At 72.6% G+C, this 20,306-nt stretch carries 17 protein-coding genes and 2 tRNA genes; 10 read left to right on the top strand and 9 right to left on the bottom strand.

What is annotated here, in order from left to right; genetic code table 11:
• Positions 1-3 precede the first annotated feature (3 nt).
• Both QSK22_RS28245 and QSK22_RS28240 read left to right on the top strand, forming a co-directional pair.
• Positions 4-837 (top strand): N-acetylmuramoyl-L-alanine amidase, encoded by an 834-nt coding sequence (locus QSK22_RS28245; RefSeq protein ID WP_285497499.1) that lies wholly within the window; start codon positions 4-6, stop codon positions 835-837.
• Between the two features lie 63 nt (positions 838-900).
• Positions 901-2,412: a DUF7059 domain-containing protein gene (locus QSK22_RS28240; RefSeq protein WP_285497458.1), complete on the top strand. Its 1,512-nt coding sequence runs from the start codon at positions 901-903 to the stop codon at positions 2,410-2,412.
• A gap of 24 nt (positions 2,413-2,436) precedes the next feature.
• On the opposite strand, the gene QSK22_RS28235 is transcribed toward QSK22_RS28240, so the two are convergent.
• The 3 genes from QSK22_RS28235 to QSK22_RS28225 all read right to left on the bottom strand — a co-directional run bounded on the left by QSK22_RS28235 (position 2,437) and on the right by QSK22_RS28225 (position 6,014).
• Positions 2,437-3,687, bottom strand: a complete 1,251-nt coding sequence (locus tag QSK22_RS28235) for a calcium:cation antiporter family protein (protein ID WP_285497457.1) — start codon at positions 3,685-3,687, stop codon at positions 2,437-2,439.
• 90 nt (positions 3,688-3,777) lie between these two features.
• Positions 3,778-4,851 (bottom strand): quinone-dependent dihydroorotate dehydrogenase, encoded by a 1,074-nt coding sequence (locus tag QSK22_RS28230; protein ID WP_285497456.1) that lies wholly within the window; start codon positions 4,849-4,851, stop codon positions 3,778-3,780.
• 59 nt (positions 4,852-4,910) lie between these two features.
• Positions 4,911-6,014 carry a hypothetical protein gene (locus tag QSK22_RS28225; RefSeq protein WP_285497455.1) on the bottom strand — a complete coding sequence of 368 codons (1,104 nt, stop codon included), beginning with the start codon at positions 6,012-6,014 and terminating at the stop codon, positions 4,911-4,913.
• Between the two features lie 167 nt (positions 6,015-6,181).
• Between QSK22_RS28225 and QSK22_RS28220 the strand changes: the two genes are divergently transcribed.
• The 5 genes from QSK22_RS28220 (at position 6,182) to QSK22_RS28200 (ending at position 12,002) form a co-directional block, all read left to right on the top strand.
• On the top strand, positions 6,182-7,153 hold the full coding sequence (locus QSK22_RS28220) for an SCO0930 family lipoprotein (RefSeq protein ID WP_285497454.1): 972 nt from the start codon (positions 6,182-6,184) through the stop codon (positions 7,151-7,153).
• Between the two features lie 455 nt (positions 7,154-7,608).
• Positions 7,609-8,328 carry a hypothetical protein gene (locus QSK22_RS28215; protein WP_285497453.1) on the top strand — a complete coding sequence of 240 codons (720 nt, stop codon included), beginning with the start codon at positions 7,609-7,611 and terminating at the stop codon, positions 8,326-8,328.
• A 482-nt stretch (positions 8,329-8,810) separates the two neighbouring features.
• On the top strand, positions 8,811-10,181 hold the full coding sequence (locus tag QSK22_RS28210) for an extracellular solute-binding protein (RefSeq protein ID WP_285497452.1): 1,371 nt from the start codon (positions 8,811-8,813) through the stop codon (positions 10,179-10,181).
• Between the two features lie 55 nt (positions 10,182-10,236).
• A complete protein-coding gene (locus QSK22_RS28205) occupies positions 10,237-11,172 on the top strand; it encodes a carbohydrate ABC transporter permease (protein WP_285497451.1) in 936 nt (311 codons plus the stop codon).
• Positions 11,172-12,002 carry a carbohydrate ABC transporter permease gene (locus QSK22_RS28200; protein WP_285497450.1) on the top strand — a complete coding sequence of 277 codons (831 nt, stop codon included), beginning with the start codon at positions 11,172-11,174 and terminating at the stop codon, positions 12,000-12,002. Before QSK22_RS28205 ends, QSK22_RS28200 begins: the two co-directional genes overlap by 1 nt.
• Positions 12,003-12,255: 253 nt before the next feature.
• On the opposite strand, the gene QSK22_RS28195 is transcribed toward QSK22_RS28200, so the two are convergent.
• The 6 genes from QSK22_RS28195 to QSK22_RS28170 form a co-directional block, all read right to left on the bottom strand.
• Positions 12,256-13,317, bottom strand: a complete 1,062-nt coding sequence (locus tag QSK22_RS28195; RefSeq protein WP_285497449.1) for a L,D-transpeptidase — start codon at positions 13,315-13,317, stop codon at positions 12,256-12,258.
• Between the two features lie 303 nt (positions 13,318-13,620).
• Complete coding sequence (gene fahA / locus QSK22_RS28190; protein WP_285497448.1) at positions 13,621-14,811, bottom strand: fumarylacetoacetase; 1,191 nt, start codon at positions 14,809-14,811, stop codon at positions 13,621-13,623.
• Positions 14,808-15,641 (bottom strand): hypothetical protein, encoded by an 834-nt coding sequence (locus QSK22_RS28185; protein ID WP_285497447.1) that lies wholly within the window; start codon positions 15,639-15,641, stop codon positions 14,808-14,810. Before QSK22_RS28185 ends, fahA begins: the two co-directional genes overlap by 4 nt.
• On the bottom strand, positions 15,638-16,831 hold the full coding sequence (locus QSK22_RS28180; protein WP_285497445.1) for a homogentisate 1,2-dioxygenase: 1,194 nt from the start codon (positions 16,829-16,831) through the stop codon (positions 15,638-15,640). Before QSK22_RS28180 ends, QSK22_RS28185 begins: the two co-directional genes overlap by 4 nt.
• Positions 16,832-16,969: 138 nt before the next feature.
• Positions 16,970-17,506, bottom strand: a complete 537-nt coding sequence (locus QSK22_RS28175) for a MarR family winged helix-turn-helix transcriptional regulator (RefSeq protein ID WP_285497444.1) — start codon at positions 17,504-17,506, stop codon at positions 16,970-16,972.
• A 399-nt stretch (positions 17,507-17,905) separates the two neighbouring features.
• Entirely contained in the window at positions 17,906-18,268 is a 363-nt protein-coding gene (locus tag QSK22_RS28170) for a DUF488 domain-containing protein (protein ID WP_285497443.1), read from the bottom strand.
• A 69-nt stretch (positions 18,269-18,337) separates the two neighbouring features.
• Between QSK22_RS28170 and QSK22_RS28165 the strand changes: the two genes are divergently transcribed.
• The 3 genes from QSK22_RS28165 (at position 18,338) to QSK22_RS28155 (ending at position 20,296) form a co-directional block, all read left to right on the top strand.
• Positions 18,338-18,412 (top strand) — tRNA-Leu (locus QSK22_RS28165).
• Between the two features lie 50 nt (positions 18,413-18,462).
• Positions 18,463-20,178 (top strand): tetratricopeptide repeat protein, encoded by a 1,716-nt coding sequence (locus QSK22_RS28160; protein ID WP_285497441.1) that lies wholly within the window; start codon positions 18,463-18,465, stop codon positions 20,176-20,178.
• A 45-nt stretch (positions 20,179-20,223) separates the two neighbouring features.
• Positions 20,224-20,296, top strand: a tRNA-Ala gene (locus QSK22_RS28155).
• The last annotated feature ends 10 nt before the right edge of the window (positions 20,297-20,306 follow it).

Raw genomic sequence — 20,306 nt, 5'->3', positions numbered from 1 at the left:
CTCATCCAACGAGGCGCGTCCGCGGCCGCCGGTCTGGCGCTGTGCCTGGCCGCCCTGACCGCATGCGGCACAGACGGCGGCGACAAGGAGGCGTCCGCCGGGGCGGCCGAGCCGCCCACCGCGAGCGGCGGGGGCAAGGCGACCACGGGCGCGGCCAACGCCCGGCAGGACGACGCGGCTCCGCTGCGCGGCAAGGTCGTGGTGCTCGACCCCGGGCACAACGGCGGCAACGCCAAGCACCCGGCGCAGATCAACAAGCAGGTGGCGATCGGCAACGGCCACAAGGAGTGCGACACCACCGGCACCAGCACCAACGACGGGTACGCCGAGCACGCCTTCACCTGGGACGTGTCGAACCGGCTGGCGAAGATCCTGCGGGCCGAGGGCGCCAAGGTCGTGCTGACCCGTCCCAACGACACCGGCGTGGGGCCGTGCATCACCGAGCGCGCCGCCATCGGCAACCGCGCCAAGGCCGACGCCGCGCTGTCCGTCCACGCCGACGGCGCATCCGCCTCGGGGCACGGGTTCCACGTGATCCAGCCCCTGTCGGTCAAGGGGCAGGGCGACGGCATGGTGTCCGCGTCGCGGCGGCTGGGCCGGGCGATCCGCGACGCCTACCGCGCCGGAACCGGCATCCCGTACTCCACCTACCTGGGCAAGGACGGCCTCGACTCGCGCGACGACCTCGGCGGGCTGAACCTGTCCAAGGTGCCCAAGGTGTTCATCGAGTGCGGCAACATGCGCAACAGCGGCGACGCGGCCAAGCTCAGCAGCGCCGCGTTCCGCCAGCGCATCGCCGAGGCGCTCGCCAAGGGCCTGGGCGACTACCTGACGTGATGTTCGCCCGGTCACCCGCGTTCGCCAGGTGACGGGCGCCCCGGACCGGGCAGGATTGGGCGGGTGTCCGATCAGCCTGCCGCTTCCCTGAGCCGTGTCCGCGCCGCCCTGCAGCGGGCGGACTACACCGTCGCCGCCGTCCGAGACCTGCTCGGCCCCGTCGCGGGCGGCGCCCTGGCACGTGACGAGATCGTGCCCGCGTTGCGCGCCACCGCCGGCGGGTCGCCGCTGGAGACGCTGGTCCGGCTGTTCTGGCTGCAGGTGCCGGTCCCCGGCGACGCCGCGCCGGCAAGCGAGCTGGCAGACGACCTCGTCGCCGCCGGGCTGGCGGAGCGTTCCGGCGGCGAGCTGCGGGCGCTGCTGCGGGTGGAGCCGGTGGAGTCGGTGAGCGGCGCCGGGCACGTCGGCCATGTCGTGTCCGACCTGCGGATCCGCCCCGGCACCGGTGCGCAGCCGGCGCCGGACCACGTGGTGGGGGCGGGCGGCGCCTCCGCCGGCCTGGCCCGCCTCGTCGTCCACAGGGCTGTGGACAACGCCCTCGACCTCGGCACCGGCTGCGGCGTGCAGGCGCTGCACCTCGCCGATCCCGCCGTCCGCCCGGCGCCCCGCGCGATCACCGCGACGGACGTCAACCCGCGGGCGCTGCGGCTGGCCGCGATGAGCTTCGCGCTGTCCGGCCTGGACGGCGTTGACCTGCGCAAGGGGCCGCTGCTGGAGCCCGTCCGGGGCCGCCGGTTCGACCTGGTCGTGTCCAACCCGCCGTTCGTGATCGCGCCGGACGCCGGGCCCCGGTTCACCTACCGCGAGTCGGGGCTGCCGGGGGACGAGTTCTGCCGCCGCCTGGTCGCCGAAGTGCCCGGCGTGCTGACCGAGGACGGACGCTGCCAGCTGCTCGCCAACTGGCTGCACGTCGAGGGGACGCCCTGGCAGGAGCGGGTCGGCGCGTGGGTGGAGGCGTCCGGCTGCGACGCGTGGGTCGTGCAGCGCGACGTCCAGGACCCGGCCGAGTACGTCGAGCTGTGGCTGCGCGACTCCTGCGAGGCGGGCACCCCCGAGTACCGGGCGCGCTACGACGCCTGGCTCGACCACTTCGAACGGCAGCGGGTCACCGGCATCGGCTTCGGCTGGATCACGCTGCGCAACGCGGGACGCGACAGGCCGGTCGTGCGCGTGGAGGAACTGCGGCACGCCGTCCAGGAGCCCGTGGGCGGCTACGTGGACGGCATCCTGGACGGCCTCGCCGCCGCCCGCGACTTTTCCACAGCCTGTGGACAGGAAGACGTGCGGCTGCGCACGGCCCTGGGCGTCGTCCAGGAGCAGATCGGCCCGCCCGGCGCCGAGGTCCCGGAGCGGATCGTCCTGCGGCAGACCGGCCGGCTGCGGCGCGCCGCGGGCGTCGGCACGGTGGAGGCGGGCCTGGCGGGCGTCTGCGACGGCACGCTGCCGCTCGGCCCGCTGCTGGCCGCGATCGCCCAGCTCACCGACCTGGACCCGGAGCAGGTGCGGGCGCACGCCGCCGCCGTCCTGCCGGAGCTGATCGCCGACGGCTTCTTCGAGGTCGTGCCGCCCGCCTGACCGCGCCCCCCGCCGGGGTGGGTTTCAGCGGGTGGGGGAGACGGCGGCGGCGCGCAGGCACTCGCCGAGGTCGCGGTTGCGCGCGATCAGCAGCGAGAACCCGATGGCCAGGTAGACGCCCGCCAGCACCAGGCGGATCTGCGTGCCGGGGAACACGAACTGCGCGGCGAACAGCACGAACAGCAGCGCCGCCTCGATCCGCCGGAACCACAGGTTGACCAGCAGGGCCACGCCCAGCACGGTCTGCGCGGCGGTCAGCAGCACCTCCTCGATCTGCCGGGCGTCCAACGGCAGCGACCAGGCGCCGCCGCCCGCCCGGTAGGCCAGCGGCAGCGTGCCGACCAGCAGCGTCCACTGGTTGACCTTGCTGGACAGCAGGATGCCGATGGCGTCGCCATCGCGCAGCCGCCAGGCGAACACCGCCGCGACGATCAGCTCGGGCGCCTCCGAGGCCAGCGGCGCCAGCCACTGCACCAGCAGGAACCGGTCGATGCCGAGCACGCTGCCGGTGTCGACCAGGGCCTCGGCGAACGGCTCGGCGGAGCACAGCACCACCAGCGCGCCGAACCCGAACCCGAGCCAGGTGGCCTGGCGGCGCCGCGTCCGGGGCAGCACCGCCAGCCGCGCGGGCACGCCGATCAGGTCCTCGACGCCCTCGGCGGCGCCGCGCCCGATGCCCATCATGTAGGCGACGTACACCGCGATCAGCAGCACCGTCACGTACCAGCCGATCTCGCCGGTCAGCGCGGGGATGAACGCGATCAGCGCCGCGACGGTCAAAAAGCCCAGCTCGACCCGGTGGCGTTCGCCCAGCCGCACGTCGCGCCGCTGCGCGGGCGGCTGGATCCGGCCGATGCGCCGCCGCCTGGGGCTGCGGTGCCGCACCGCCAGGGCGAACGCCAGCGCCACCAGCGGCCAGCCCACCCCGACCAGCAGCCGGTTCGCGCCCGTCATGTTGGCGGCGGCGTACGCGGTGTACTCGGGACGGCTGCCCGCCGTGAACGCGAAGTACAGGTCCACCGCGTACTCGGGCAGCACCGCGATCAGCGCCAGCAGCGCCACCGCGAGCGCGCCCGACATGTCCACCCGCGCCGTCTCGGCGGCCCACAGCAGCACCACCGCGGCGCTCACCACCCCGGCGCCGAACAGGACCATGCCGGCCACGGGCGGCGGATGGACGCCCGCCAGCCGCAGCACCACCGCGGGCAGCGCGATGACCACGGCGACGGCGATCCGCACCGCCACGGTGTCCCGCGAGAGCGTCCCCACCGACATACCTGCACGGTGCCGCCCCACGGGTCACCGCAAGGCCAGGCCGCCGCCCGGGTATGGCAAAGGCCCCCGCGAGCCCGGCCCCGGGCCCCGTCAGCGGGACGCGGCGTCGCTGAGCGCGGCGAACGCGCTGCCGCGCAGCCGCCGCGACAACGCCCGATGCACGCGGTACGCCCACAGCGGCCCGCCGTAGATCATGCCGGTGTAGCCCTGGACGAGCGTGGCGCCCGCGCGGATCCGCTCCCACACGTCGTCGGCGTCCTCCACACCGCCGACCGACACCAGCGTCAGCCGCCCGTCCGTGCGGGCCCGCAGCCGCCGCAGCACCTCCAGCGAGCGCGCCTTGAGCGGGGCGCCCGACAGGCCGCCGGTCTCCTTGGTCAGCTCGGCGGGGCTGGCCAGGCCGTCGCGCCCGACGGTGGTGTTGGTGGCGATGATGCCGTCCAGGCCCAGTTCGAGGGCGAGGTCGGCGACGGCGTCGACATCCTCGTCCGCCAGATCCGGCGCGATCTTCACCAGCAGCGGGACGCGCCGTCCGGCGGTCCGGTCGGCGGCCTCGCGCACCGCCGTCAGCAGCGGCCGCAGATGCTCCACCGCCTGCAGATTGCGCAGGCCGGGCGTGTTCGGCGAGCTGACGTTGACGACCATGTAGTCGGCGTACGGGGCGAGCCGTTCGGCGCTGGCCACGTAGTCGGCGACGGCCTCGTCCTCGGGGACCGCCTTGGTCTTGCCGATGTTGACCCCGACGATCGTGCCGGGCCGCCGCCGGCACAGCCGCCGCGCGGCCGCCGCCGATCCGGCGTTGTTGAAGCCCATCCGGTTGATGATCGCCCGGTCGGCGGGCAGCCGGAACAGCCGGGGCCGCGGGTTGCCGGGCTGCGGCCGCCCCGTCACCGTGCCGATCTCGACATGGCCGAAGCCGAACGCGCCGAGCGCCTCGTAGGCCACCGCGTCCTTGTCGAATCCGGCGGCCAGCCCGAGCGGCCCGGGGAACTCCAGCCCGAACGCCCGGACGGTCAGCGCGGGATCACGCGGGGCCAGCACGCGCCGCAGCACCGCCGGCGCGCCGGGCACCGCCTGGACGGCGCGCAGCGCCCGCAGGGTCAGATGGTGGGCGGTCTCCGCCGGAACCCGGCTGACGACCAGTGAGAACAGCAGTCGGTACATCGTGACCGATTCTTTCAGCCGGGACCGGTACCCGCCGCCGCCGGGTACCGCCGGGGCGGTCAGGCCCCGCGGAAAGCGCGGCGGATCGACAGGCGGACGTCCCGCCCGGCCTGCCGGACGGGGGCCAGCACGTTGCGTCCCACCCACCGTGCGGGCTCCCGGACGGCGACCCGCCACGTCGCGGCGACCACGGCGCCGACCGGGCGCAGGACGTTGCGGCCCACCCAGCGGCACGGCGCCACGACCAGGGTCCGCCACAGCCGGCGCAGGACGCGCCCGGCCAGGCGCCAGCTCGCGGCGACGCCGAGCCACACCGGCCGCAGCGCGTACCGCCAGACCGCCCGGCCGGGCGTGACGATGAAGACGCGTCCCAGCCAGGCCAGCCCGCGCCCGGTGGCCCGCCACGCCCATGCCAGCCCTGTGCCGATGGTGCGCAGCAGCCAGGCCAGGCCGATGAGCGGGGGCCGCAGCACGTACCGCCACAGCAGCACGGCGGGCATCACGATCAAGGTGTTGACCAGCCACGCCAGCGCACGGCCGGTGGCCCGCCACGCCCATGCCAGCCCTGTGCCGATGGTGCGCAGCAGCCAGGCCAGGCCGATGAGCGGGGGCCGCAGCACGTACCGCCACAGGAACACGGCGGGCATCACGATCAGAGTGTTGACCAGCCACGCCAGCGCGAGGGCGAGGAGGTGCAAGGGCCGGACCACGAGACGTTCCAGCAGCCACACCAGGGCGCGCCCGACCGGTGTCAGCACCGCGGCGTAGAACCACATCGCGGGCCGCACCACCAGGAAGACGAACAGCAGGCCCAGCGGACGCAGCACCGCCGCGTACAGCCCCCGTCCGATCGCCGCCAGCAGCCGCCCAAGCCCCCGGAACAGCGCGGCAATCCCACGGCACAGCCCGGCGAACGCCCGTTCCAGGGCGCGGCCGACAAGCAGCAGGCCGTCGTACAGCAGCCGGAGCGGGAGCACCACCGTCAGCGCGACGATCCGCGCCGGAACGACGATCCACGCCGGGCCGGCCGGCTGGGGCCGCTCGCGCGGCGGCGCCGGGGACGCCTTGACCAGGCTCGGAGCGGGTGCGGCGGCCGGATCCGACGCGCGGGCGTGCGGGTCGTACCGGTCGTATGGCTGCCGGGGGCGTCCGGCCGTGGTCAACGCTTCACCTCACATTTGGACGGTTCAGGTGTCCCGCCTGCCTTGCTGTGACGTATGCGAGCGTCATTCTGTTCGGTCCTCTGCGCAGGTGTCCTTGCGGGATGCCCCACCTTGAACCGGGTTGCAATGGTCCGCGTATTGCTCGCCGGGAGAACGGAGGACCAGACATGCACATCCCACGCTGGGCGACCCCCGCCGCGGCCGTCGCGGCGTCCGGGGTGCTCCTCCTCACAGGCTGCGGCAAGGTCCCCCCAGGGCAGCAGGCGAACGCGGGCGTCGGCGCCACCCAGGCCGCCCCCGACCCGGCGCAGCAGGACCCCTCGGCCTCGCCGTCCCCCACCGCCACGGCGCCCGTGCTGCAGGCCGCCAGCGTGAACCGCCTCGGCAAGGTCGTGACGGACGGCGAGGGCCGCACGCTCTACCGGTTCGACAAGGACACCGCGCGGCCGCCCGCCTCCACCTGCCTGGACTCGTGCACGAAGACCTGGCCGCCGGTCCAGGCGACCCAGGACGCCGTCCAGGTCGAAGGGGTCGATCAGAGGCTGGTGGGCAAGATCAAGCGGCCCGACGGCACCTGGCAGGTCACGCTCGGCGGCTGGCCGCTGTACCGGTACGCCAAGGACGAGAGCCCCGGCGAGGTCAAGGGGCAGGGCATCGACGGGGTCTGGTTCGCGGTGGCGCCCGACGGTGAAAAGGCCGCGGGCGGGCAGCAGGCGCAGCAGCAGGACGACGGAGACGACGATGGCGGCGACCGGAACCGCTGGGCGGGCTGGACGGTCGTCAAGGTCCGGCAGGACCCGCAGCTCGGCAGGATCGTCACCGACGGCGACGGCCGCGTGATGTACCGCTTCGACAAGGACCGGGCCAAGACCACCACCTGCTTCGGCCAGTGCAAGCGGACATGGCCGGTGGTGAAGTTCACCAACTGGAAGAAGCTCAAGGTGGAGGGCGTCGACCGGAAACTGATCGGTTTCATCGAGCGCAAGGACGACGGTTCCTGCCAGCTCACCATCAACGGCCGCCCCATGTACTACTACGCCGGGGACGAGCAGCCGGGCGACACCAAGGGCCAGGGCCTGCAGAACGCCTGGTGGGTGGTCTCCCCTCAGGGCGCCAAGATCACCAAGGCTCCGGGGTGACCGGCCCGCGACGCCACGCGCCCGCGGCGGCGGTGCGGCCGGGGCGGGGCCGCGCCGACGGGTGCGACACCGCAGCGCAGGCGGAACGGGCGCGGTCCCGTCCCCGCCGAGGACGCCGAGCCCGCCGCGATGGGCGGGGCCTGGCCGGGGCAGGGCCGCGCACCGGAAACGGAGGGTGCGGGGCGCCGCGGTCCGGTGGGGACGCACGGCGTCTTGGCGCCTTCCCCGAGCATGGCGCCGCGATTCGTGTAAGTGACGCCTTTCACGCTGCCATGTGGCGGTCGGCCACGAAGCCGTGCGCGTCTTATCGACCTGCCGGAAAGCAGCGCGATATATAGCACTTCTTTCGCAGTGCGTCAACAGACTTGCTTTACTTTCTTGCCATTCCCGTGCCAAACTGAAGGCGTCGAGCCTTGCTTTCGCGAAGGGCGTCGCTAGCGCTGTGGGGAATTGGCATGTCGCTGACTCCGACGACACCGCCGCTGCGGGCGGTGCACCCTGGCAGACCGGTCGCGGACGACACCGGCGGCGAGCCCCGGCTGGTGTCCCGGCTCGTCCTGGCGGTGGACGTGCAGGGCTACAGCTTGCGGCACGCCTTCGACCAGCTCGAAGCCCAAATGGGCCTGTGCGCGGCGCTGGAGGAGGCGGCCGCGGCCACCGGTCTGGACCGCACCGACTGGTACCGGCAGCGCTCCGGTGACGGCGAGCTCGCCGTGCTGCCCGACGGCATCGACCTCGCCCACGTCGTCGGCGCCTTTCCGCAGGCCCTGGAGCGATCCCTCGGCGAGGTGAACGGCGGGCGCGGCCGCGGCCGCCGGCTGCGCGTGCGGATGGCGATGCACCACGGCACGCTCGTGCTGGGCCCGCAGGCGTCGTTCGGCCCGGCGGGCGACGCCCCGGTCGTGGCCAGCCGCCTGCTGGACGCCCGGCCCCTGCGCCGCCTGCTCGACCAGCGGCCCGACCGCGACCTCGCCCTGGCGGTGTCCGACCTGGTCTACCGGGACGTGGTGCGCACGGGCTTTTGCGCACTCCCGCCGCACTGTTTCCGGCCCATCCGGACGACCGTGAAGAAGACCATCTACCAGGGTTATGTCTTCCACCCCGAGGCGAAGGCGAACCCGTCCGGCGGGCGCCCTGCGGACAAGGTGATCGCATTCCCTCCTGCCATTCACTAATGATCATGTGAATGGCGGAAAAGTCCCTGCTCCCGGCGCTGCCGCACCGCCGAATGGCAGGCCGGTGATCGCTGCGGGGGAGAGGGGGCCGGGCACGGTGCATCCGACACCGGCACGCACCCGGGCCTGCCGCACCGTCGCACCCAAGCGCCCGTGCCGGCTGCTGACACCTCGCGGATGCCGTCCGGCGTCGTGCGTTGTGACATCGCGGGGTGTTTATGTATGTTTACAGCCCGTAACACCGGACATGGCCGACGGCCGCCGTCCGGGCGGACCAGGTGTGGCCATCCACCCGCCGGGTGTGTGTTCTGTCGCGCAGCCGGGTGATGCATCGGACTTGGAGGGCAGCCGGCAGTCGCTTTCACATCGGTCCGCACACGGGTATCGACATTCCGTAGTCGCCGGTGCTTGAGTGGAGAGCCAGTCCCGCCGCGCCGGGCCCGCCGATGTGCCCGGACCGCGGGGGACCGTCGGGAGGTTCCGTGAGCGAAGGGGCGAGGGGCGGACGCGGTGACCACGGCGGACGCGCCCGCAACGGTCCAGCAGGACGTACCCGGCCGAGGGCGCCCGGGCGGGCGCTGCGGGGCCTGGCCGCCGCCGCGCTGCTCGCCGGAGGGCTGGCCGCCTGCGGCGGCGACGGCGGGACGCCGACGCTCCACTGGTATATCAACCCCGACAACGGCGGGCAGGCCCGGCTGGCCGAGGCGTGCACGAAGGCGGCCGGCGGCCGGTACCGCATCGTCACGTCCGTCCTGCCGAACGACGCGACGCAGCAGCGCGAGCAGCTGATCCGGCGGCTGGCCGCCGAGGACGACCAGCTCGACATCATGAGCCTGGACCCGGTGTTCGTCGCCGAGGCCGCCAACGCCGGGTTCCTGCGGCCGTTCGACACCGCCGAGGCGCAGCGGTTCACCCGGGGCGTGTTCCCCGCCGCCGTGCAGAGCTCCACCTGGAAGGGGCGGCTGTACGCGGCTCCGTTCTGGGCCAACACCCAGATCCTCTGGTACCGCAAGTCGGCCGCGCGCAAGGCGGGCGTCGACCCGGCCTCCCCCGGCTTCACCTGGGACCAGATGATCGACGCGGCGGTCCGCGCGAACTTCACGGTCGGCGCGCAGGGCAGCAAGTACGAGGGCTACATGGTGTGGATCAACGCGCTCGTCGCGTCCGCCGGCGGCCGCATCATCAGCCGGGCCGAGCGCGGCAACGACGCGTCCATCGACATCGACTCCCCGGCCGGACGCGAGGCGGCCCGGATCATCCGCAAGCTGGCCCGGTCGAAGGCGGCCGGCCCGTCGCTGTCCACCGACATCGAGGAGCAGGCCCGGTCGATGCTCAACGGGCCCCGCGGCGGTTTCATGGTGAACTGGGGTTACACCTGGCGCGCCGAGAACGACGACGCCGAGCACGGTGTCATCGACAAGGGCATCCCCGCCGACCTGGGCTGGGCGCCCTACCCGCGGGTGGCGGCGAACCGGCCGAGCAGGCCGCCGTTCGGCGGCATCGAGCTGGGCATCGGCGCGTACGGCAAGTACAAGGACACCCACGCCGTCGACGCGGTCCGCTGCATCACCACCCCCGAGAACATGAAGAAGTACATGCTCGACTCGGGGAACCCGGCGGCCCGTCCCGAGGTGTTCGACGACCCCGAGGTCCAGCGCGAATTCCCGATGGCCACGCTGATCCGCGACTCGATCAACGCGGCGGCGCCCCGGCCGATCACCCCCTACTACACCGACGTGTCCGCGGCCGTGCAGAGCAGATGGCACCCGCCCGCGTCGGTGAACCCGCAGACCACGCCGCGCCGCTCGGCCGAGTTCGTCCGTGCGGTGCTGCGCGACGAGGCGCTGCTGTGACGAAGGGGTGTGCCGTGCGGAGACGGAAGGCCCCCGCTGTGCCAGGAGGTGCGTCATGACCGCCCACGTGGAGACGGCGTCGGCCGCCGAGCCGGCCCGACGCGCGGAGATCTCCGACCGGGCCCGGGCCGAACGCCGGCTGGGCCTGCTGCTGTCGGCGCCCGCGGTGGTCGTCATGCTGCTGGTCACCGGGTACCCGCTGCTGAACGCGCTGTACCTGTCGCTGTTCAACTACCGGCTCACCGTCCCGCAGGACCGCGAGTTCGTCGGCCTGCGCAACTACGCCACCGCGCTGTCGGACGCGCTGTTCTGGCAGGACGTGTTCACCACGTTCCTGATCACCCTGATCACCGTGGCCGTCGAGCTGGTGCTCGGGTTCGGGCTGGCGATGGTGATGCACCGGGCGGTCTTCGCGCGCCGCACCGTGCGCACCGCGATCCTGGTGCCGTACGGGATCGTCACGGTGATCTCGGCGTTCGCCTGGCGATACGCCTTCGACCTGCAGTCCGGCTTCGTCAACTCCTGGTTCGGGCTGGGCGACTTCGCCTGGTTCTCCGACCGGTGGGCCGCACTGTTCGTGATCTGCCTGTCGGAGATCTGGAAGACCACGCCGTTCATCTCGCTGCTGCTACTCGCCGGGCTGGCGCAGGTGCCGCGCGACCTGGACGAGGCGGCCATGGTGGACGGCGCGACCGCCTGGCAGCGGCTGCGCCTGGTCACGATCCCGAACATCAAGGCGGCGATCCTGGTGGCGGTGCTGTTCCGCACCCTGGACGCCTGGCGGATCTTCGACAACCCGTTCGTCATGACGCGCGGCCAACAGCAGACCGCCACGCTGTCGTTCTTGACCTACGACCAGACCATCACCCGCACCTCGATCGGCATGGGCAACGCGGTCGGGGTGCTGCTGTTTCTGTCCGTGGTGCTGATCGCGGCGGTGTTCATCCGCGGCTTCCGGGTGGACCTGTCCCAGGTGAGAGGTGATCGCTGATGGAGACGGGGCGCTCGCGGGCGCTGTGGATCGTCGCGTCGCTGCTGATCCTGCTGTGGACGATCTTCCCGATCGTGTGGATCGTGATGCTGTCGTTCAAGCAGCCCGGGGAGATCGGCAACGTCCGGGGCTTCTTCCCCCGCGACTGGACGCTGGAGAACTACCGGACGGTGTTCTCCACCGGCCTGTTCACCTCCGCGCTGATCAACTCGATCGGGATCTCGCTGATCGCCACGTTCGTCGGGGTGGTGCTCGCGACGCTGGTGGCCTACGCGATCGCCCGGCTGGACTTCCCGGGCAAGCGGCTGATTTTGTCCTTTGCGCTGGCCATCGCGATGTTCCCGGTGGTGTCGCTGGTCGGGCCGCTGTTCGACCTGTGGCGCGACCTCGGGCTGTACGACACCTGGCCGGGGCTGATCATCCCCTACATCTCGTTCGCGCTGCCGCTGGCGATCTGGACGCTGTCGGCGTTCTTCCGCGAGATCCCCTGGGAGCTGGAACAGGCCGCGCAGGTGGACGGGGCCACCACCTGGCAGGCCTTCCGCAAGGTGATCGTGCCGCTGGCGGCGCCGGGGGTGTTCACCGCGGCGATCCTGACGTTCTTCTTCTGCTGGAACGACTTCGTCTTCGGCATCTCGCTCACCTCCACCGACCGGGCCCGGCCGGTGCCCGCGGCGCTGGCGTTCTTTACCGGCCAGTCGCAGTTCGAGCAGCCCACCACGGCGGTCTGCGCCGCGGCCGTGGTGGTGACGATCCCGGTCGTGGTGATCGTGCTGCTGTTCCAGCGGCGGATCGTCGCGGGACTGACATCCGGTGCGGTCAAGGGCTGACAGAGCCGACACGAGGCCCCCGCACCCATGGAGGATGCGGGGCTCACTCGCCTGCGGCGGCTCCGTCGGCGGGCCCGAGTGGACGGCGGTGTCCTGGTCTAACGCTCAAGGCTGAACGAGCGGCTCGCCCGCCGCGAGTGTCGGCGGCTGCGAGGTGGGCGTCCCGGCGGTCGGGGCTCGTGGCGGCCTTGAACGCCGACGGACGCGGCACCGTTGCGGTGGCCGCGTCCGTCGATGGAGTCGTGAAGGGGGGTCAGGTCAGTGCGCTGCCCTTCTTCCAGGTCTCGTAGGGCATCTGCCAGAACGACCAGCCGTTGTCCCACTGCAGCTTGCGCTTGGTGCCGGTGATGTCGACGACGTCGCCCGGCTGCACGGTGCGGTAGAACCAGATCGCGTCCTTGGCGGGCTGGCGGACGCAGCCGTGGCTGCAGTTGGCCCGGCCCAGGCAGTACTCCTCGCCCATCGACTGGTGCAGGTACTCGCCGCTGTTGGAGATGCGGACCGCCCAGTTGACCAGCAGGTCGTAGTAGCCGGGGTCGCCCTTCTTGCGGCCGGGCGCGGTCATCCGCACCGGGTTGCCCTTCTCCATGGTCAGGTGCGTGCCGCTGGTGGTGGTGTACTCCAAGGTCTGCCCGTTGCCGCCGCTGACCGGCACCGAGCGCACCTTCTTGCCGTCCACCCGCACCGTCATGCGGTGCTTCTTCATGTTGATCTTGGTGATCCGGGCGGCGCCGATCTCGAAGGTGCGGTTGAGGTCCTTGGTGGCGTAGACGCCCTTGGCGACCCGCACCCCCGCCAGGTGCGCCTTCAGCTTCACTGTCTGGTGCGCGGGCCAGTACGTCTTGGTGCGGTAGATGACCTTCTGGTCGCCCACCCACCGCCAGGCGCCCTCGACCGGCTTCTCCGCGGTGACCTCAAGGGCCCGCTCGACCGCCTCCTTGTTGGCCACCGGACGGCTGAAGTCGATGATGATCGGCATGCCGACGCCGTAGGTCTTGCCGCGGTTGCCCTCCAGAATCCAGTCCAGCGAGGCGGTCGCGGTCTGCGCGGCGCTCGGCTTGAGCGTGCGGAACGTGCTGCTGGCCTGCGAAACGGTGCCGATGGAGTTTTTGGCCGTGGACGTCACCGTGTACTTGGTGCCGGGACGCAGCGTCCACTTGGACCGCCATTCGGTGCGCTGGGCGTTGAAGACGCCCTCCACCTGGCTGCCGTTCGCGGTGACACTGACCGACTGCAGTGCCCCGCCGGTCGCCTTCACCACCACGCCGCGGTCGGGGCGCGCCTTCTCGGTGCCCTGGGCAGGGGTGATCGTCACCTGGGCGGCGGGCACCTTGGTGTCACCGCCCGTCGTCGTGGTCTTGTGAGCCTCGGAGGATGAGCAGGCCGCCAGCCCGAGCGTTCCGACCAGCAGAACGATTCCGGCCGCCCGACGTCGATCAGCGATGCCGCGTGTACGCAACTGTGCCACCCCAGGCCGTCCCCGACTTTCCGCCCTGTAGAAGGGGCAGAGTGACCTCGAATGATAGGTCAAAAATAGATGATGTTGGAAAAATACCTGTTGTTCGGACTGCGGGGACGGCCCGCGACATTACGATTTGCTATCGGTTGATCACGGTGGTCACTCGGTCCGGCGGCCGGACCCCGCCGGTAGGACGCGTCCGCGCACTTCACCGAAGCCCACGACGGATCCGTCGGCGCCGGGCGCGGTCGCGGAGACGGCGACCTCGTCGCCGTCCTCCAGGAAGGTGCGCTCCTCGCCGTTGACCCGCAGCGGCTCGCGGCCGCCCCAGGTCAGCTCGATGAACGCGCCGCGCTGGTCCTTCTCCGGGCCGGAGACGGTGCCCGAGGCGAACAGGTCGCCGGTGCGCGCACTGGCGCCGTTGACGGTCATGTGCGCCAGCATCTGCGCTGGCGACCAGTACATCTCCCGGTACGGCGGACGCGAGACGACCTGCCCGTTCCAGCTGACGGTCATGTCGATGTCCAGCCCCCACGGCTCCTTCTCCCGCAGGTAGGGGAGCGGCTCGGGCTGCTGCGGCGGGGTGGGGACGCGCGCGTGCTCCAGCGCCGCGAGCGGCACCACCCACGGCGACACCGACGTGGCGAAGCTCTTGCCCAGGAACGGACCGAGCGGCACGTACTCCCACGCCTGGATGTCGCGGGCCGACCAGTCGTTGACGAGCACCGCGCCGAAGACGTGCTCGGCGAACTCCTCGCACGCCATCGGCGTGCCGAGCGGCGAGCCGACGCCGACGATGAAGCCGAGTTCGGCCTCGATGTCGAGACGGCGGCTCGGCCCGAACTCGGGCGCGGCGTCGGCCGGGGTCTTGCGCTGCCCGCAGGGCCGGACGATGTCGGTGCCGGACACCACGACCGTCCCGGCGCGGCCGTGGTAGCCGACGGGAAGGTGCTTCCAGTTCGGCATGAGCGGTTCGGAGTCCGGGCGGAACAGCCGGCCAAGATTGGACGCGTGGTGCTCGGAGGCGTAGAAGTCGACGTAGTCCGCCACTTCGACCGGCAGATGCAGCCTGACCTGGGACGACTCGTGAACTGCCGCGTCCGGCACGTCCCCGTGCGCCAGTTCGGTGATCCGTTCCCGGATTTCCGCCCAGCGGCGCGGCCCCTGCGCCATGAACGCGTTGAGCGAGGGCCGGGCGAAAACGCCGTCGTCCAGCGCGACCGCCAGATCGATCACCGAATCGCCGAGGCGCACCCCGACCCGGGGCGCGGTTCCGGGAGTGGAGAAAACGCCGTAGGGGAGGTTGCCGACGCCGAAGGGCGAGCCGTCGGGAACGTCGATCCGGGTCATCGGGCTACTCCTTCGGTTTCCGCGAGGGCCGCCGGGAGCAGCCCCAGCGCCACCAGGTCGGTCAGGGGTTCGTCGATGCTGCACGTGCCGAACGACAGGAACCGGCTGCGGACGGCGGCGACCCGCGCCCCGTCCAGCCGCCGGACGCGCTCGGCGAGCACCGCGCCGTCGCGTTCGCCCAGCGTGCGCGCCAGTTCGCGTTCAGAGCGCCCGTCGAGCGCGTCGTCGACCGTCAGCAGCACGTTGAGGAAGCCGTGCTGCTCGAAGCCGGTCTCCGGGTCGGTGTTGCGCACGGCGTGGTGCAGCCCGGCGGTGGCCTTGAACGGCACGCCCGCGTCCACCACCGCCTTGATCGCGGCGGCCAGTTCGGCCTCGTCCGGATACATCTCGGCCCGCACGCCGCCGGTGCGGAACTTGGCCGTCATGTCGGTGCCGGCCAGCCCGGCGACGATCTGCGGCCGCCGCTCGTCCCGCGGCACCTCCACCACCACGGTCGCGCCCTTCACCTGCCGCAGCTCGGCGAAGAACTCGTCCACCGGCATCCCCGCCGGCACCGCGACCTCAACGGATTGCACGTCGTCGGCCCTGGCGGCCTCGGCGGCCTGGCGCGGGCCCTCGGGCGCCGTCACGATGAGCGGGAACGGCTCTCCCGGCTGGGCGCGCAGGTCGTCCAGCATGGGCGCCGCGACGACGAACGAGCCGACCAGCTCGGCGTAGTCGGCGCGCTTGTGCGCGCGGTGCGCGGGGACGGCGTTGGGCAGCGGCATCGACCCAGGGGGGAACACCGCCGCGTCGTCGAACAGTCCGCGGGCGAACGCGGGAACGGTCATCGCCGCCCTCCCGCCCAGCTCCACGCGTAGGCGGGGTCTTCGCAGGCCAGGCCGCCCTCGCCCAGCTCCAGCGGCCGGAACGTGTCCACCATGACGGCCAGCTCGTCGAAGAAGTCCACGCCGATGCCGCCTTCGTAGGCGCCGGGCTGCGGCCCGTGCGGGGTGCCGCCCGGGTGCACCGACACCGACCCCTGCGCGATGCCCGAGCCCTTGCGCGCCTCGTAGTCGCCGCCGCAGTAGAACATGACCTCGTCGGAGTCCACGTTGGAGTGGTAGTACGGCACCGGGATGGCCAGGGGGTGGTAGTCCACCTTGCGCGGGACGAAGTTGCACACCACGAACCCCGGCCCCTCGAACACCTGGTGCACGGGCGGCGGCTGGTGGACCCGCCCCGTGATCGGCTCGAAGTCGCTGACGTTGAAGGTGAACGGGTAGAGGCAGCCGTCCCACCCCACCACGTCGAACGGGTGCCGCGCGTAGGTGAGCCGGGTGCCGACGACCCCCGCCGACGTGCGGTGCTTGACCAGGACCTCCACGTCGGTGCCGTCGCGCAGGAGCGGCTCCTGGGGCCCGTGCAGGTCGCGCTCGCAGTACGGGGCGTGCTCCAGGAACTGCCCGAACCGCGACAGGTAGCGCTTGGGCGGCGCGACGTGCCCGTTGGCCTCGATGGCGTACGCGCGCAGCGGCACGTCCCCCTCGGGCAGCCACCGGTGCGTGGTGGACGTCGGGATGACGACGTAGTCGCCTTCCCTCGCCTGCAGCTCACCGAAGACGGTCTCCACGGTCGCCGTCCCCGACTCCACGTAGACGACCTCGTCGCCCAGCGCGTTGCGGTACAGCGGCGAGGGCGCGGCCGCGACCACGTAGGAGATGCGCACGTCGCCGTTGCCCAGGATGAGCCTGCGCCCGGTGACGGCGTCGGTCTCGCCCCACGTCTCCTTGGGGAACAGGTCGTGCAGCTTCAGATGCCGGGGCCGGAGCGGATGGTTGGGCGTCGTGGTCGCGTCCGGGATGTCCCACGGCTGCGAATCCACGATCGCCGAGGGGATCTCGCGGTGGTACAGCAGCGAGGAGTCGGACGAGAAGCCCTCCTCGCCCATCAGCTCCTCGAAGTAGAGCCGTCCGCCGCCGTCCCGGTGCTGGATGTGCCGCTTGGGCGGCACGTCGCCGACCTGCCGGTAGTACGCCATGATGCGTCCCTCCTCGCAGCCGCCTGGGCGAAATAGTTAATGCATTTACTATCGCATCATCCGACGTCGTCCGCCACCCCTGGTACCCCCTGGTAGGGAGCGAATCGGGCGCGGCCCGGCGAGGGCTCGGTCGGCCCGTCAGCTGCGCTCGCGCGCGTCGAACCGTTGGCGGCCCGCGATCAGCTTGTTCAGCAGCATGATCAGGATGTCCTGCTCGGTCTCGGTCAGCGCGTCCGCCCACTGCCGCTCGCGGGCGTTCTGCGCGGCGAACACCTCCAGCATCGCCTCCTGCCCCCGCTCGGTCAGCGACAGCACCACCGTCCGGCCGTCCCGCTCGCCCGGGGAGCGCACCAGCAGCCCGTCGGCCTCCAGCGACTTGGCCAGGTTGGACACCGCCGCCCTGGTCATCCCCGCCACCGCGGCGGCCCGCCCCGGCTCCAGCGGGCCCGCCAGCCAGGTGACGAACAGCAGCCGGAACCCCGCCCACGACAGCCCGCGCGGCCGGTGCACCGCCGCCTCCAGGTCGTAGGTGACGATCGCCGAGGCCCGGTTCAACGTCAGCAGCAGCCGCGTGGCCGTCCGGTGCCGGAACCCGAACTCCTCCGCCAGCCTCCGCTCGGCCAGCTCGACGAACGACCAGAAGTCCAACGCGTCCGTCCCACCCTCACCCGCCATGCCCCCAAGGCTAGCCGCAGATGGTTAATACATGTATTAACTATCTCATCGGTCATTCGCGGCGCAGGCCGGAGCCGAGAAGCCCGGCCTTGCGGCCCGTTCCTGTCCGGCGACCGCTACCCCACCGCCTCGGCGCGGGACTTCGCCGCACGCCACGGGCCGGCCATGCCGGACACCGCCGCGACGATCCGCCGCTGGGCGCGATCCGCTCACCCCCGAGGGCCAGGAACTGCTGGCCGCGCTTCCCCACGCCACCGTGACGGTCGTCGAGGACGCGGGGCGCCACCCGCACCTGACGCACCCGCAGGAGGTGGCACGGGCCGTCCGTACACACGGCACCGGGCCGAGCTCCACGTCACCGTGACGCGCCCCGAGGAAACCCGCGCCGGCGCCCCCGGCTCACCCTGACAGGGCTTTGAGAAGAGTGGGGACCTGGCTGTGCTCCACGTCCTTGGTGGCGGTCAGCAGGGTCAGGGGGCCGGACGCGGCGAGCTCCCGGAGGCGGTCCAGTGCCCGCGCGTGGGCCTCGTCGGCGAGCTCGGCTTCGTAGCGGCGGCAGAACTCCTCATAGCGCGACACGTCGTGCCCGTACCAGCGGCGCAGCTCGGTCGACGGGGCGACGTCCTTGAGCCACTCGTCGATGCGCGCGGAGTCCTTGGACAGGCCACGCGGCCACAGACGGTCCACGAGGACGCGTGTGCCGTCCTGGGGTTCGGGCTCGTCGTAGGCCCGGCGCACCCTGGGGTTGGCCGGTGTGCTCATGGTCCAGATCATGCCCGCATCCCCTGTGGCCATTCGCGTCCCACCGGTCGGCACTAGGCTGCGTGGCGGCGGGCCGTAGCGCAGAGGTCGTCGCGCCCGGGCTCAAAACCCGGGAGGACGCCGGTTCGAATCCGGTCGGCCCGCCCCTCGGCGAATTCCGGACGCGCCACCACGTTCTCTGATACCTATGCCGGATGTCCGAATTCGCCTCCCCGACCACAACCGAAAACAGCATGCACGACCCGGCCGCGTACGCCCGGCGGCTCATGGATCGAGGCGACATCGACGCGGCCCTGCCCTGGCTCGAGCGGGCCGGCCGCGCGGGCGACGCGTCCTGTGTCCGCACGCTGGCCGCGGTGCTGCGGGACCGCGGCGAGTACGAGCGGGCAGAGCAGTGGTACCGCGTCGCGGCCGACCGCGACGGCGGATGCGCGTTCGGCCTGGCCGCGCTGCTGGAGAAGTCGGGCGACACGGCGGGCGCGGCGCGGTGGTACGCCCGGGGGGCCGAGCTGGGCAGCGCGGAATGCCGGACGGCGGAGGCGCTGCTGTCGGCCGCGCAGGGGCGGCGGGACGAGGCCGAACGGCTCCTGGAGGAGGCCCTGGCGCTGGGCGACCGGACGGCCGCGCACGCCCTGGAGGAGATGGAGAGGTTCCGCGCCTTCGTCCGCCGGTGCGAGGACATGGTCGCCGAGGCCGTCGCGGGAGGGGACCACGCGACGGCGCTCGACGCCGTCGCCGAACTCGGGCGGGACGTCGCCGGTTTCCGCGCCTACGCGTACTTCCAGGACGACGCGGTGCGGCTGTTCGACAAGGTCGCCGACGCGGCGGACGACGACAGGCCGCTCGTCTGGAAGGGCCGGCTGCTGGAGCGCCTCGACCGGTGGGACGAGGCCCGCCGGGCACTGGAGGAGGCGGCACGGCGCTTCCCCGGCAGGCCCTACGCGCCGTTCACGCTGGGCGTCCTGTGCCGGGAGCGGGGGCTCGTGGGGGAGGCCGAGCACTGGCTGAGAAGGGGCGCCGCCCTCGCGGACGCGTCTTCGATGTGGGAGCTGGCCGGCCTGTGCCTGCGCCAGCGCCGCTTCGCCGAGGCCCGCGACTGGTACACCGCCTACGGCGAGCACGCCGGGGACAACGACCACCGCGACGTCGAAGGCGCCCTGGAGCGCGTGGAGGCGCAGCGGCGGGCGGCCGGGGCGGCGACGGCGGCGGACGCCGGGCGGCTGGACGGGCTCCGCGCCGCCGCCGAGGGCGGGGCCCCGGGCGCGGCCGCCGAACTGGCCGGGCTGCTCGAAGAGGCCGGACGGTTCGCCGAGGCCGCCCGCTGGTACGGCATGGCGGCCGAGACGGGCGACGTCGCGGCCGGGCTGGCCCTGGGGGAGCTGCTGTACGGGCGGTGCGAGGCCGAGCCGGACGAGGCGGACGTGGGGCTCGTCGAGCGCGCCGGACACCTGCTGCTGATCGCCAACGACGCGTTCAACGCCGAGCGGTGGCTGCGCCGCGCCGCCCGGCTCGGGCACGGCAAGGCGGCGTGGTGGTGCGGCGACCGGTCCGAGGAGTACGGCGACGTGCAGGAGGCCGAGCGCATGTGGGCGCTGGCCGCGCGGCGCGGTGTGGCGTGGTGCGGCTGGCCCGCAGGGCGCAGCATGGTGCGGCGCGGCGCGTACGCGGAGGCCGAACCGCTGCTGCGGCTGGCCTGGGACGGCCGCCACGACGAGCCTCCGCTGCACGAGGCCGCCTACTGGCTGGGCCTGTCGCTGCGCGGCCAGGACCGCCTGGAGGAGGCGGCGCGGTGGCTGCGCACCGCCGTGGAGGTCCACCACCGCGTGCGCAGCGCCATGGGCACCGCGCAGTTCGATCCGCGCGCCGCCCTGGCCGAGGTGCTGGACGAGCTGAACCGACGCGAAGAATAAATGGGAGAAGTCTCGCAGGTCGGTCGGTAGGCTCACGGCCGGTGATGGGCCGTAGTGCAGAGGTCGTCGCGCCCGCTCGGCAGGCGGGAGGACGCCGGTTCGAATCCGGCCGGCCCGTCACCCCGTTT

The sequence above is a fragment of the Actinomadura sp. NBRC 104425 genome (assembly GCF_030269545.1).
Classification (GTDB): domain Bacteria; phylum Actinomycetota; class Actinomycetes; order Streptosporangiales; family Streptosporangiaceae; genus Spirillospora; species Spirillospora keratinilytica.
This window is presented reverse-complemented; position numbering and strand designations above follow the sequence as displayed.